Genomic DNA, 13543 nt, shown 5'->3' with positions numbered 1-13543 from the left:
GTGTGTCTCAATATCTTTTTAGGATCGGATTCCCAAACCAAGAGTCTGAGGTATACGTATGGATAAAACCGGACTTTCCATGATTATCATCGGGCTCATCCTCTGTGCCGCCGGGGGGTACGCTATCTGGATATTCCAGCCGGAGGTCATTGCCGCCGTGAAGGGTCTTATCGGTATCGCGGTCGTTCTGTTCGGCCTGATGCTCGTGTTCTTCGGGGCGCTTATCTTCAGCGACTGAAACATTTCCTGCCGATCTCATTTTTCTGCAGGAATGGACATGAACGTCCGTCCACACCCGGACGATGAAAATTCCATACACTCAGGATATTCTCAGGGACTCCCCCCGTCAGGGCCCCCCGCGGGGCACGGCGGAGTAATCTCCTGTTCAGGAAAACCAGAACTGAACGCCGCCACAGGAGCGCCCCCCCTCATAATTCTGTATTCACGAAAAAAGAACTGGTACGGGATATTCCCGTTCAATTATACTTTCACGACCAGGCACTGCGATCCCGCGGTTTCCAGCACCGGTTCGTCCTTGTCTTCGAAGAAGTCGTCGAACGCCTTCCGTACGCCGGGCGTTGTTGTATAGTCATGAGAGAGGATGATGCCACCTTTGCTCATGCGGGAGTAGAAGAACTCGAGGCACTTCTTCGTGCTCTCGTAGCAGTCAACGTCGAGGTTGACCATGGAGAATTTCTTGTCTTCGACAGGACCGGACGTGTCCGGGAAGATGCCCTTGTAGAAGGTGACGTTTTCCTGGTGCCTGAGATAATCCCGGACCTTGTCGTACGATGCAGCGAACTTACCCTCGTAGAACGGCCAGACCGCATCAATGTCGTCGACCTGCGGGAGGCCCTCGAAAGTGTCGAAGAGGTGGAGGTGCCTGTCCCCCTTGACCGAACAGATGATCTTGGCCGACCCGCCCATGTAGACCCCGACCTCAGCGATGTCGCCCGGCACTTTCTGCGTGCGCTTGACGGCCATATAGATGTGGTAGGCCTCGATGTCCTCGATCAGGAGCTCGGTCTCTGACCGGATCTTCTTTAATTCTCGGGCAAACGCCTTGCGCTCGTCGCTCCCGTAATGGGAGAGCCTGCCCCGGTGCGCGAGGTCGTTGCCGTAAAAAGGATCAAAGAAAAAGAACCTGCGGCACTTGTGGACGTACCGGCTCGGGACAACCGAATCGAAAAGGTAGATCAGGTTCTTCTTCGGTGAGAGATTCATGTCCTAAATAATATGCAGTCCTGTAATTTATAAATACCGGGCGACGGTCCGCAGGATCGGTCTGCACACCTGCAGGGATCAGAACAGTCTCCGGCCGGTGGCAAGGTACCCGATCGCGATGGCTGCAAGGAGGAGGAGCAGGGAGGTCCAGAGCGCGACAAGGATCGACAGCCCTGCCACGTACGCGATGAGCACCGATGCCAGCCCCGGGACCTTCCCTTTCTTATAAGCGCCCCGGATCGAGATGGCGAGCAGGATGAGCGGCAGGACGATAAACAACTGCCGGAGCAGGGGATCGGGGAAAATACCCGTAGCGGTCGTTCCGACGAGATTGATGAGCACCTCTTCGGGATCTATACCGATGGCCGTCCAGAGCCCCGAGAGGAAACCGAGGCCGATGGTGAACTGCCAGATATAGGTCCTGCTGCGCTTTGCCATGATCGGTGGAGACAGATACGTGTCCTGCAGGGAACAGGATGTCCTGATAAGATCGGGACGATGATGAAAAAAGAGGTTGCGGTTATATCGCACCCGGAGGATTATTTCCCGCCAAAGAGCCTGCGGAAGAATTCCCCGATACCTTCGAAGAATCCCTGCTGGCGGACAACCGTCCCGGCTGGTGTCCCGCCGGCCTGCGAGATACCGCCGCAGCCACAGCCAACCTTCTCGTTGCCGCTGTCGTCCCTGTAGACGATCCGCGTGCAGGGCTCACCGGTCGCACAGGTGCCGGCACACTCGTTGTTCGATGTCAGGACGCAGGAATCCCGGCACTCGCATTTCGAACAGACGATCTTACCGGCATTGTCGGTTGTCCTTTCCACCATCGTGCAGGCCCGGCCGTCCGCACAGTTCCCCGTGCACGAGCCGGACGTCGCATCGCAGGCACAGGTTTCGGTTATTGCTCCACCTTTGCAGGTACAGTCGGCAAAAGTAACCTTGCCGCTGGCAGGATCCCGGTAGATGGTGTTCAGCTGGCAGTTCTCCCCGGAGACAGGACAGGAACCTGTGCATACGTTTTTGTCAAAATCGTACGTACAGGTATTCCACGGACACCCGCAGACGGGGGTTTCTTTCCCGGTCTGTTTATCAGTCTCCTTGCCGGTGATCACACAGGTTTTACCAATCTGGCAGACGCCGGTGCATTCTCCTTTCTGGCTGTCATATCCGCAGGGTGTTGCCTGCTGTCCCGTGCACCGGCAGGCGGCATACACTACCTTGCCGGTCTCATCCTTCCTGGATGCTGCCAGGCTGCATGTGTATCCCTGGCTGCAGGTACCGGTGCAGGCGTTCTTCTGGTAATCGTACGTACAGGAAGGGGTGGTAACTTCCCCGAAACAATACTGCGGCTGTTTGTTCTGATCGTAGCCGCAGGAGATCAGTTTACCGCCGCAGTACGAGAGCCCTTTCTCTGCACCTGTCGCGTTCGTCATGCAGCCACATCCCTGCGGGCAGACCGGCGTGGTCGTGGGGATCTTGTAGCAGTAGAGCGGGATGCGCTGGTTTGCAGTCGTTGCAGAGGTCCTGTACCCGCACGGGCTCTGGCCGGTGTCGCACCGGTCCGTGAGGCCCTTCAGCTTCGCGTCCTCATCTGATATGCAGGCACAGCCTTCGGGGCAGACCGGGGTGGTCCCCTGCTTCACGCAGTATTGCGGCACCGAGTATGCAGCAATACCGTTCGCTGCGGGAACAACCTCCTTCCCGCAGACCTCTTCCGAACACCGGGTGAACGTCCCGTAGCGCTCCTTGGCCTTTGCCTCGCTCAGGCAGGTGCAGCCCTCAGGGCAGGAGGGGGTCGTTGTCGTGGGGATCTTGTAACAATACAGCGGGATTCGCCGTGCCGCTGTGGTTGCCGATGAGGAATCGAGCGTATACCCGCACGGGTTCTGGCCGGTGTCACAGCGTTCCGTAAGGCCTTTGAGCTTCGCGTCCTCGTCGGAGATACAGGCGCAGCCGTCCGGGCAGGCTGGGGTCGTTCCCTGTTTCACGCAGTACTTCGGGATCTGGCCCGATGCGAGGGCATTGGTGGGCGCACTCATCTCGTACCCACAGACATCCGCGGAACACCGGGTGAATGTACCGTACCGCTCTTTTGCCTGCCCATCGGTCAGGCAGGCGCAGCCTTCCGGACAGACCGGCGCCGTTTCCTGCTGTTTCATGCAGTATTTCGGCACCTGAACTACCGCTGCAAGCGTTGCCGTGCTCTGCTCGTACCCGCAGACATCGCTGGTGCACCGGGTCCAGCTGCCGCCCTTTGCCTTGGCGGTAGCTTCGCTGATGCAGCTGCAGCCCTCCGGGCAGACCGGGGTCGTTCCTCCCGGCTTTATACAGAATTTCCGGGTCTGGTCCTGTTCATACCCGCAGACCGTGTCCGAACACCGGGTGTATGTCCCGTACCGGTCCTTTGCAACCGCTTCGCTTACGCAGTAACAGCCCTCGGGGCAGACCGGGGTTGTTCCTCCCGGCTTTATACAGTATTTCGGAGCCTGGTTCTGCTCGTAGCCGCAGACATCATTGGAGCACCGGGTATACGTCCCGTACCGGTCTTTTGCAACAGCCTCGCTGACACAATAACAGCCATCGGGACAGACCGGCGTCGTTGATCCCTGCTTTACGCAGTACCTGGGGATCTGGTATGCCGCGACCATGTTTGCCGGGCTATCGTACCCGCAGACGTTCTCCGTGCATCGGGTATAGGTCCCGTACCGCTCCTTTGCCTGCGTATCACTTAGGCAGGTGCATCCCGCGGGACACGCGGGTGCCGGAGTTGTCGTTGTCGGGGGCGTTCCCTGCCGGAAACAGTAGGCTTTCAGGCTTGTCGATCCCGTGTTCACGGTATAGCAGGGGGTCTCCGAACACCGGGAATAGGTGCCGAATTTCTCCTTTGCCTCGGCCTCCATCATGCAGGAGCAGCCCGCGGGGCACGTTCCCGGCGGTGTTGTCGTTGCAACGACCAGGGTCTGGAGGGTCCGGGGGACGAGAACGAGCTGGGGAGTCTTATAGCAATACATCGTCTTCTGGAAGATGTCATACCCGCAGGCGGAGAGCTGCCCGCCGCAGGCTGCGTATCCTTTCTCCTGTGCTGCAGACGGCTGCAGGCAGCTGCATCCTGACGGACAATCTGCTGTAGTGGCAGCGGATGCCGTGGCTGCAGAGGCAGCGGCACAGCAGAAGATTATCATGGAGAGGGCTGCCAGCGAGATCCACCGACAGTGTCCACTCATCTGGTTTTCTGACATGATATACCACGTCCGGGAATTTGCCGGTTACATGCCATTCTGCAAGAGCTATAATAAAAGTATTTATCCGTTCCGGAGGTGGTGCACCGTATTCAGGGAAGGAACGCCCCGGGCTCCGGCGGGGGTGCATCAACGTCCAGTTCGTCAAGGAACGGCATCAGCCCGGTAACGACCGGCATGTCATCGCCGTCAGGCCCTGACAGCGTTATCCCGCTGGAGACAATCTCGACCATCAGGGGGAAATCCTGCAGGGTCTGTTCGAAAGACGGATCGTTCTCCCGGGTGAACCGGAGGAAATCCGGGACACTGATATACGGCCGCTCAAAGATCGGAACGCTGCCATATTCACCGATGACCGACTCAAGGGACCGGTTCCGGGCAAGATCTTCTTCAAAGAACAGGTAGACCGTGACGCCGTACCTGCGGGAGATCTCGTCAAGCCGGCGAATGTCCACCATGGCATGCGGCTCCACGCCCAGCACCTGGAGTTTCTCTGCCGGTGCGGTCCCGGGGAGCGCCGACCATGCCTTCTTCCGCTTCATGCACACTGGTTGGTTCCCGTCTTTCGTAAATCTATGGATAGGGGACTGTGGACCGGGGAATAATGGATGAAAAAAGGATCAGGTGGTGATCACTCCCTGCCGAATTTATTCAGGAGGGTAAACCCGACACCGAAGAAGAGGAATGCGGCAACTACCCAGATCGACCATGTGATCGTATGGTTCTGGTAATAGTCCATCCCCATAAAAAAGAGCGAGAACATGGCCATGACGGCAATGCCGTACCACCACTTTTTCCCGCCCCTGCCGTTCATGGTATCCTCTGTCGCGCTCATGAGAGGTACTCGATGGTCCCGGAATAAAAAATGAGTGGGGTTGCGGGATCAGAGGCCGGGCTGCTTCGTTGGTACAAACGCGTTCTGGATCAGGTCCTGGCGGAACGCAGATGGCACAGTTCCGGTCTTTGCATAGGTATACAGCGCAGTGACAAAGATCCCCTGCATGGCAGAGGCCACAACGGACAGGACGATGACAAGCCCGATGAAAAGCACAAGCGCGATGCCAAAGATCGTGAGGTTTCCCAAAAGCAGCGTTGCCAGGGTGGCGACAAGACCGATAATGCCGATAATGACGAAGACGAGCATGATGGACCCGGATCCGATGATGGTCTCGCCCCACGTCTTTTTGATGAGGGTTGTTGATTCCCTGATCGCGTCAAAGACGCCCTTGTCCTCGAGGACCAGGACCGGGACGACAAAGAACGTGACGAGCCCCCAGGCTCCGCCGACAAGGGATGCTGCGATCTTCCCGATGGCTCCACCCTTTTCCCTCAGGAGCTGGAGAAGGATGCCGACGGTTGCCGATACGAGCGCCCAACCGAGGATGGAGGTGAAGTGGTTCAGGGCATTTTTCAGGCCTTCGCCCACGGACATCTCGCTGCCATGCAACCGGGCATTCACGCAGCTGACAAGCGCCGTGTTGAAGAAGATGACGACAAAATAGCTCACGAGGTAAAACGCGAACAGGGCAGCATAGAAGACGATGTCCCCGAAGATGCCCCCGATGATCAGCGGGATGATGAAGGTTGCAAGTACGATGATCGAGATGATACCGGAAAGCAGGGGGAATACCAGCAGTTTCTTGTCCTGCATGAGAATGCCCCAGCTTGTCCTGAAAAGCTCGATGCTCCTGCCAATACTTTCGAACATGCTCATCACGTTGACAATGATCCGAGATGAATGTTCTGAAACCACGCGGATTCGCAACGAACGGGTGAAACGACCGGAAGATACGGAGATGAGAGAAGGGGGAGATTGTAAGGGGGCAGGCAGCCGGAGATTTTTACTGGTTCCGCGTTCCACTCCGCAGAACCAGCACCCCCGCGATGAGGGCCAGGAACGCAATGGGCGCGGAAAAACCCGGGGCTCTTTCAGGGGCGGCCGTGGTCGCAACAGGGGGCGTCAGGGCCGGAAGTGCTGTTGTTGCAACAGCAGTCACACTGCCGGCGGCGGGCTGGCTGATTGCAAGGTCACTGCCGGGAACTGTATTCCCTCCGTTGTCCAGTTCCTTTACTGTCAGGACGTTGACTGATCCCGAAGTACCCGAAGGGACGGTCCCTTCTACGGTCACGACAAGCCCGACATCGCGTGTCGTGGGATACGAGAGGATCTCCCCGTTGACAAATGCGGCGGATCCGGTCGCGGTCTGGCGGGCCGCGTCCCTGCCATCCAGGGTTACCTGGATATTCCACATTGCATTGCTCAGGTTCGTCTGCATCTGGAGCGAGTGGCCCCGCGCGAATGTCGTTGACCCGGAAGGGATGACTGCATAGGTTGCAACAACCTTCTGCAGTCCCCCGGGCACAAGGGGGGCATCGGGGGTGAATGCGACATTCGAGAGCACGAGAGATGCAGCGCCCGGCGAAACGAAAAGGACGAGGATTGCGAGTGCGGCAAGGCTGGTAATGTACCTGCAGAACATGGTATCACAGGAACCATGTGAACCGGTGAACGGATAGATATATCGTTGGACAAAAGAGTTTTCCGTCGCCTGTTGCGAAGAGTATGAGATACCGGATTACCGGCTGAGGACGCTCTCGATGAACGCGCCGGCCTGCACGATTGCCTCCTGTCCTTCCGGCACCTGCTCGGCAAAGAGCTGCCATGCGTGGTACATCCCTTCCCAGATCTCGGCCTGGACCGGCACCCCTGCCCAGCGGGCCTTGTCCACGAACGCACCGATATCAGATACCAGAAGTTCGTGGGTGCCTGCCTGCACGTAGAGTCGGGGAAGGCCCGCGAGCCGGGCATGGACCGGCGAGGCCAGCGGGTCCCTGACATCGCGGCCGGCCAGGTAGACCGTGCGGATTGCGTGGAGCTGTTCGGGTGTCAGCCAGTCCCGGCCCCGGTTCTTCTCCATCGACTCCCCGGGAAAGAGCATGTCGGTCACGGGAGACATGCAGACCGCGGCAAGAGGCAGGGGGATGCCGTAGTCGCGGGCCGAGATGAGGAGGGAGAGAACGAGGTTGCCTCCTGCGGATATGCCAACCGGGACGATATGGTGCGGGCCGTACCCCCTCGAAAGGAGGAAGCGGTACGCGGACACCGCGTCCTCGACCGCCACCGGGAATGTATGTTCGGGAGCGAGCCGGTAGTCGACCGAGAAGACACGGGCACGGGAGGCGCGGGCAAGCCGGATGCAGAGCCCGAGGTGGCTGTCCGTAGATCCGGTTGTGAAACATCCCCCGTGGAAGAACAGGACGACCCGCTCGGTCAGGCTCTCCGGCAGGGAGACCCAGATACCCCTGAGCCCGTTTGCGATCGAAACCCCCTCGATATGGTGATCGGAACCCATGACGGTCTGCTCCTGCATCCCGGCATAGAATGCGGACAGGTCCTGCCGGATGGCGGCCAGGGGCTGCTTCGGGTCCGGCACATGGGACTTCAGGGTGGCGAGGAAGTCTTCCGGGGATTCACGGATCATTATGTTGGGTTGGGTGAGCTTGGATAATAAATGGTGAGGATACGAAGGGTTGGCCTTTTCTGCAAAAGACCGGTCGACACGCATAAAGGCAGGAGCAGCAGACGCTTCCTGCAATGACTGCCGCATTGGAGAACACCGGCGACCTGACCATGAGAAAAGTCAGCCGGCGCCTCCTCCCGTTCCTCTTTGTCCTCTATGGTGTCGCGTTCCTCGACCGGGTGAATTTCGGGTATGCTGCGCTCGAAATGAACGCCGCACTCTCGATCCCGGCGGAGATGTTCGGGTTCCTCTCGGGAATCTTCTTTATCGGATACCTTCTCTTTGAGATCCCGAGCAACATGATCCTTCAGAAAGTCGGCGCACGCATATGGATTGCACGGATCATGGTCTGCTGGGGGATTGTCGTTATTGTCACGGCTGCTGCAACCGATGCTCTCCAGCTCGCCGCGCTCCGGTTCATCCTCGGGGTTGCTGAGGCCGGGTTCTTCCCGGGCATCATCCTGTATATCACGTACTGGTTCCGCGAGAAGGAGCTTGCCCGTACCATTGCCCTGTTCATGGCAGCCCTTACGATCTCGAACATCACCGGGGCCCCGGTCTCGACGTGGATCATCGACAATGTCACCTGGGCAGGCATTGCCGGCTGGCGCTGGCTCTTCATCATCGAGGGAATTCCGGCGATCATCCTTGGGATCATTACGTTCTTTTACCTCACGGACAGGCCGGAGGACGCCCGGTGGCTCGAACCGGAGGAGCGGCGGTGGCTGGCCGGGGAACTTGCTGCCGAGCGGGATCGTCGGGAGAAGAACGGCGCACACGCCGGTATCCTGAAGGCAGTACTGGACCGGAATGTCTGGCATCTCGGCGGCATCTACTGCGGCCTCACGATAGGGCTGTACGGGACCGGGTTCTGGATGCCCCAGATCATCCGCTCCCTGAACCCGGCGTTCTCCAATACGGAGATCGGCATCGCCATGATGGTCCCGTTCATCGTGGCGCTTGCGTGCATGCTTGGGTGGAGCGCCCGGTCCGACCGCACGGGCGAACGGCGCTGGCACCTTGCCATCCCGCCGGCAACTGCCGGCCTCGCGCTCGCAGCCGCCGGCATGACCGGCGATCCGGTCATCGTCTTTATCCTGCTGGTCATTGCAACGGCGGGGATCTACAGCAGTTTCGGGCCCTTCTGGACATGGCCTCCCGTCTTTTTCACCGGGGCCGCCGCTGCTGTCGCGATTGCGCTCATCAACTCGGTCGGCAATATCGGGGGGTTCATCGGGCCCACGCTGGTTGGCATCCTTGTCAGGTTCACCGGAGGTCTCGCCGCAGGGTTTGTCGTGCTGGGCGCAGGCCTTGTACTGTGCGGCATCCTTGCAGCACTGCTCAAACAGCCTGATCACCGGCCAGGCTGAGCGTAACCGGAACATTTCCAGGCCCCGGGGAGGGAGAACGTTCCTTTTCCGGCAGTAATTTTTCAGGGCAGGAATCTCTTGCGATTTCGGTATTTTTTAATAGTGTTCAAGAGATATAATCAGCCAGTGCCCGACAGTATCCCATGGGGTGACTGACCGGGACGTGTATCTGTTACCAGAGGGAAGGATATGAGATTTTCACACATCAGTCTTGTAGCAGTCGTGCTCGTTGTGACTGCCGTTGCACTTTCAGGATGTACCGGAAGCAGTCCGGCAGCCCCTTCAACAGGTGGCGCACAATCCACGGCTGCGCCGGCATCCGGCTCATCCGGAAGCCAGGCATCCGCTCCCAGCGGCGCCGACCTGTTCGGCAACCTGAACTATAACTGGGTCGAGTATAAAATGTCCACCGGTTCCGGGGACCAGTCAATGACCATTTACTACAAGTATAACAAGCAGACCGGCAAGTGCTCGATGCGCTTCGAAGGCGCCGGTGCATCCCAGATGCCCGCGAGCATGCAGGAGATGGACTGCTCCGGTACTGGCAGCAGCACCGCATCTGCAGATCCCAACCAGGTAAAATCCGATGCCAAGATCGACTGCGCACTGCTCGAGGAGTCCGTCACCGTCCCCGCAGGCACGTTCTCTGCAACCAGGTGCACGGTGACCACGAAAGACGGGATGAAATCAACATCGTGGATTGCAAAGGGCAAGTTCCTGGTCAAGACCGAGGTCAACACCGACCAGGGGGCCATGAACATGGTCCTGAACGCGTACGGATAATCCGTCCTTTTTCTTTTTCTTTTTCAGGTTACCCAAGAGAATGCCAGATCTCCGTGACCGTCGGTTCGGCAAGCATTCCCTGGGCAAGCGTGCTGGTGAATGCCCGTACGAAGGGTGATGCCGCATATCTCTGATACGCTGCTTCGTCCCTCCAGATCATGTACAGGAAAAAGATACCCGGTTTCTCCACGGATTCCGAGAAGTGGTACAGGATGCATCCCTTCTCTGCCCGGGAGGTCGTTGTCAGGTCATGGACGAGTACACGCATTTTGCCTGAAGAATCCGGCCGGATCGCAAAGCGGGAGGTTATGACATAATCTGAACGGGACAGCATGAGGGTCACGGATTGTCACCTTACAGGGAGGTCATCAGCAGGGTCTGCTGGAAACCGTCGGAGAACGTGCCGACGATATTGATATTCGCTGCATTGGCATTCCGGAAGTACTGGATGGTATATGACCTGCCGGCAGCCGGGGAGGGGATGGTCCGGTGGACGGAGGTTCCGTCGTAGTTCGTGATCCTGACCGAGAGCGAGGCAAGGGATCCGGCATCCTTTCCCCCGCCGATATGGACAACAACGCTTTCCGGCATCTTTTCGGCACTGATATTCACCACCCTGCGGGCGGGTGTCACGGGGACTGTCGTATCCGGGATCTCCAGAACCGTGACTGTTCCGGTCTGCTGGGGGATAACAGGGGTGGCCGGCGAGGATTGGATACAACCGCACATCAGCACAACCAGGACCAGGAAACAGCCCGCAGGCAGGATCAATCGCATATGCGTGATGTGGGGGTGTCGGGATATTAAATGTTGGGAGATCCAAAGGAAATCCGCGTCATTCCGGCGGTATGCCGCGACCTGTAGGTATGGGTTGGTCTGAACTGTACCGGAACAGGATCAGGTCCCGTTCTCGACCCGGAACTCCCGCTGCTTGACGGCCGTGACATCCTCAAGCGTTTCCATGGCACCGGTAAGGTTGCCGTTGGAGTCTCTCACGAGCGTGGCTGTGCATCGCAGCCACCTCCCGGAGGGACCGATGGCGGGGAAAAATTCTGTCAGTTCGCGGGCTTGTTCAGCGGTATTCGGCTGATCACCCGCAAAACCCGGCTGCCCCACGCCCGGCACGGCAGCTTCGTCGAGGATGATGTCTGCAAGGCAGGGCTGCGGCGAAGGATAAAACGCTTTCCAGTGGTTGCCTGTGCCCACCATCTCCGCCTCCCGGAGTTTTGTCATGATCTCCATTGCCCGGTTCCAGTAGACGATCTTATGGTTCCGGTCAATGAAAAACTGGGGTGTCGGGGAGATCTGGAGGACGTTGAAGAGGAAACGCTCATTCTCCATGAGCGCAACCTCCGCTTGCCGTTGTGCGGTGATGTTCTCGAACATGACCGTAATGCCGGGACTCCCCCCGTCAAAAACCGACGGGACAAAGCGTGCATCAAGATAGACCGGGCTCCCGTTCTTCACCAGCCGGATCTCCTTCTTCCAGGGCGGGCCTCCCTTGAGAAGGGCAAAGAGGTCGGTTTCCTCCCGGCCGGTCAGGATCGGGATCGGAAGCCGGCTGAGCTGGCTGTTCTGGACCTGCTCCCGGGTACCCCCGATGAACGCGATGAACGAGTCGCTGGCCTGGACAATCCGCAGGGTGCTGTTCAGCATCACGATCATCTCGCGGGTGAGATGGAGGATGTCGTGGACCGGGACACGCCGGGACAGGTAGTAGAGCTTGGCATTGCCTATCTGCCGGACATCCAGCTGGCCGGTTGCCGTGAGCACATCAAGATACTTGGCTGCCGAGTTCCGGCTCATGCCGATAGCTGCCGAGATCTCCTTGATGTTCATCCCGAGGGGCTGCCCGCGGAGCGCTTCCTTGATCCTCGTTTCCTCGTCCGTTGCCGGTCCTCCTGTACTAACCGCCGGTCTGACCCGCTTATTGCCAGGGCGCCGTCTGCTGGTAGTATTCATCATGATCGGTAAAAAACAACACGATTTCCATTGATCCCGCTGCGGCCTGTTGCCGAGGGGATACAGATAGTAAACGTTTTTAATTGGCAACAACCATATAATTTGTGCATAGTGTGTAAGCACTAGTGCACAGCACTTGGGTAATACACACCAGCCGAACACCCGGATGAATTACCCTCAACCGCCACACCTTGGGGCCCGGTCTCGGATACACTGTGGTCGATACACACCTCTTACACCTATCACCACCAGCGAGACTCCCCCTCCTTTCTTTCCCTTTTCGTACCGGCAGTGTATGCTACCGTTAGATTACGGGAAGAGTTCCGGGATAACTCTCTAACCGCACGGGGAAAAATGGGGAATCTCAGAGCACAACCGTCATGACGATCGCGATGAGCGCGAGAATCGTGCCGAGAATACCGGTGATCCCGATCCTGCCGGTAGTTTTCCGGAACAGGAACGTGCCCACGATACCGAGCAGGAGAGCACCGAAGGCCATCAGGAGGGGCAGGAGCACCAGCGATACGATCCCAAGGATCAGGCTGATAATTCCCAGGATGTTCCAGTGGCGTTTCGGTGCTGCCACTGCCGGAGCCGTTGCGGCAGCTGGCTGCTGGAAGGATCCCACAGGCGTCGGGGCCGGTTGGGCAGCCGGCGGGTACGAGGGTTGTGCTGCCAGCTGTGTGGCCGTCGGGGAGAGCGGCTGAGGAGCCGGTTGTGCAGCCTGCGATTTACGGAGGGGTTTTCCGCAGTTTTTACAGAACTGGTTGGTATCGGGGTTCCGGGCCCCGCATTCACCGCAGAACATGATCCACACCCCCGGTTGCCGGAATAATCGTGCGGCTGCTCATAGTGTACTCTCCCCGACACCCTGGCCGCTTGCTAGGCGCTGCCTGCACGTCTGCCGGCTCATCTCGCCAATGAACATCCTGCTGATCTTCTCGTTCCCCATGGCATCGCAGGCAGCGGGATTATTGTTTTTAATTGCAACCTCCCACAGGCAGTCGATCTTCAGGTACGCCTGCATGTCATCGGTTGCCGGCACCTGGTCGCAGATGGCAGGATCGTTCTTTTTCGAGGCGATGAGACAGTAGCACTTGGTTCTCGGTGCACCGCGCTCGATCCCTTCGCATTGCGCCGTGTCGCCGGCCTGGACGGCAACAAACTGGATGCAGTGATCGAGATCCTTTGACGATTCACCGGATGACATCAAGAGTTCATACCCGGAGAAGACCGGGCTGTTGCAGGCCGTTGCAAATGGGCGGGTCAGCCCGTTAATCTCCCAGTTCAGTTCGGCGATGATCCGGTCGACAATCCCGGCATTTTTCATATCCGACGGGGGCCGCATGCCGGATTCGATTGTGCCGGTTGCCAGGACTGCCAGGACCAGCAGGAGAAGGAGAAGAGGGGGCAGGATTTTCATATTCTGGTATGAGGAAGCGCCCTC

Annotated in this window: 16 protein-coding genes; 3 read left to right on the top strand and 13 right to left on the bottom strand. The window is 58.5% G+C overall.

What is annotated here, in order from left to right:
* Window positions 1–58: 58 nt before the first annotated feature.
* A complete protein-coding gene (locus A4E33_RS11810; protein WP_292348390.1) occupies window positions 59–238 on the top strand; it encodes a hypothetical protein in 180 nt (59 codons plus the stop codon).
* Between the two features lie 242 nt (window positions 239–480).
* On the opposite strand, the gene A4E33_RS11805 is transcribed toward A4E33_RS11810, so the two are convergent.
* The 8 genes from A4E33_RS11805 to A4E33_RS11770 form a co-directional block, all read right to left on the bottom strand.
* Window positions 481–1224, bottom strand: coding sequence for a TylF/MycF/NovP-related O-methyltransferase (locus A4E33_RS11805; RefSeq protein WP_292348389.1), 744 nt, complete (start codon window positions 1222–1224; stop codon window positions 481–483).
* Between the two features lie 78 nt (window positions 1225–1302).
* Complete coding sequence (locus A4E33_RS11800; protein ID WP_292348387.1) at window positions 1303–1662, bottom strand: hypothetical protein; 360 nt, start codon at window positions 1660–1662, stop codon at window positions 1303–1305.
* A 101-nt stretch (window positions 1663–1763) separates the two neighbouring features.
* Window positions 1764–4445 (bottom strand): hypothetical protein, encoded by a 2682-nt coding sequence (locus A4E33_RS11795; protein ID WP_292348386.1) that lies wholly within the window; start codon window positions 4443–4445, stop codon window positions 1764–1766.
* A 107-nt stretch (window positions 4446–4552) separates the two neighbouring features.
* Window positions 4553–5002, bottom strand: coding sequence for a hypothetical protein (locus A4E33_RS11790; RefSeq protein ID WP_292348385.1), 450 nt, complete (start codon window positions 5000–5002; stop codon window positions 4553–4555).
* Window positions 5003–5091: 89 nt separating this feature from the next.
* On the bottom strand, window positions 5092–5295 hold the full coding sequence (locus A4E33_RS11785) for a hypothetical protein (protein WP_292348384.1): 204 nt from the start codon (window positions 5293–5295) through the stop codon (window positions 5092–5094).
* A 48-nt stretch (window positions 5296–5343) separates the two neighbouring features.
* Window positions 5344–6168, bottom strand: coding sequence for a DUF6159 family protein (locus A4E33_RS11780; protein ID WP_292348383.1), 825 nt, complete (start codon window positions 6166–6168; stop codon window positions 5344–5346).
* A 133-nt stretch (window positions 6169–6301) separates the two neighbouring features.
* Window positions 6302–6940 (bottom strand): hypothetical protein, encoded by a 639-nt coding sequence (locus A4E33_RS11775; protein ID WP_292348382.1) that lies wholly within the window; start codon window positions 6938–6940, stop codon window positions 6302–6304.
* Between the two features lie 96 nt (window positions 6941–7036).
* On the bottom strand, window positions 7037–7942 hold the full coding sequence (locus tag A4E33_RS11770; protein WP_292348381.1) for an alpha/beta hydrolase: 906 nt from the start codon (window positions 7940–7942) through the stop codon (window positions 7037–7039).
* A 113-nt stretch (window positions 7943–8055) separates the two neighbouring features.
* Here A4E33_RS11770 and A4E33_RS11765 point away from each other — a divergent pair, with 113 nt between their 5' ends.
* Both A4E33_RS11765 and A4E33_RS11760 read left to right on the top strand, forming a co-directional pair.
* Window positions 8056–9351 (top strand): MFS transporter, encoded by a 1296-nt coding sequence (locus tag A4E33_RS11765; protein ID WP_292348380.1) that lies wholly within the window; start codon window positions 8056–8058, stop codon window positions 9349–9351.
* Between the two features lie 189 nt (window positions 9352–9540).
* Window positions 9541–10134, top strand: a complete 594-nt coding sequence (locus A4E33_RS11760; RefSeq protein ID WP_292348379.1) for a hypothetical protein — start codon at window positions 9541–9543, stop codon at window positions 10132–10134.
* 28 nt (window positions 10135–10162) lie between these two features.
* Here the strand turns inward: A4E33_RS11760 and A4E33_RS11755 are convergent, their stop codons facing one another.
* From A4E33_RS11755 to A4E33_RS11735, 5 genes are all read right to left on the bottom strand, one after another.
* A complete protein-coding gene (locus A4E33_RS11755; protein WP_292348460.1) occupies window positions 10163–10468 on the bottom strand; it encodes a putative quinol monooxygenase in 306 nt (101 codons plus the stop codon).
* A 20-nt stretch (window positions 10469–10488) separates the two neighbouring features.
* Window positions 10489–10911 (bottom strand): hypothetical protein, encoded by a 423-nt coding sequence (locus A4E33_RS11750; RefSeq protein ID WP_292348377.1) that lies wholly within the window; start codon window positions 10909–10911, stop codon window positions 10489–10491.
* Between the two features lie 120 nt (window positions 10912–11031).
* Entirely contained in the window at window positions 11032–12099 is a 1068-nt protein-coding gene (locus A4E33_RS11745; RefSeq protein WP_292348375.1) for a PAS domain-containing protein, read from the bottom strand.
* Between the two features lie 361 nt (window positions 12100–12460).
* Window positions 12461–12904, bottom strand: a complete 444-nt coding sequence (locus A4E33_RS11740; RefSeq protein WP_292348373.1) for a zinc ribbon domain-containing protein — start codon at window positions 12902–12904, stop codon at window positions 12461–12463.
* Between the two features lie 39 nt (window positions 12905–12943).
* Complete coding sequence (locus tag A4E33_RS11735; RefSeq protein ID WP_292348372.1) at window positions 12944–13519, bottom strand: hypothetical protein; 576 nt, start codon at window positions 13517–13519, stop codon at window positions 12944–12946.
* Window positions 13520–13543: the final 24 nt, after the last annotated feature.

The organism is Methanoregula sp. PtaB.Bin085 (assembly GCF_002067035.1).
In the GTDB taxonomy this organism is placed as follows: domain Archaea; phylum Halobacteriota; class Methanomicrobia; order Methanomicrobiales; family Methanospirillaceae; genus Methanoregula.
This window is presented reverse-complemented; position numbering and strand designations above follow the sequence as displayed.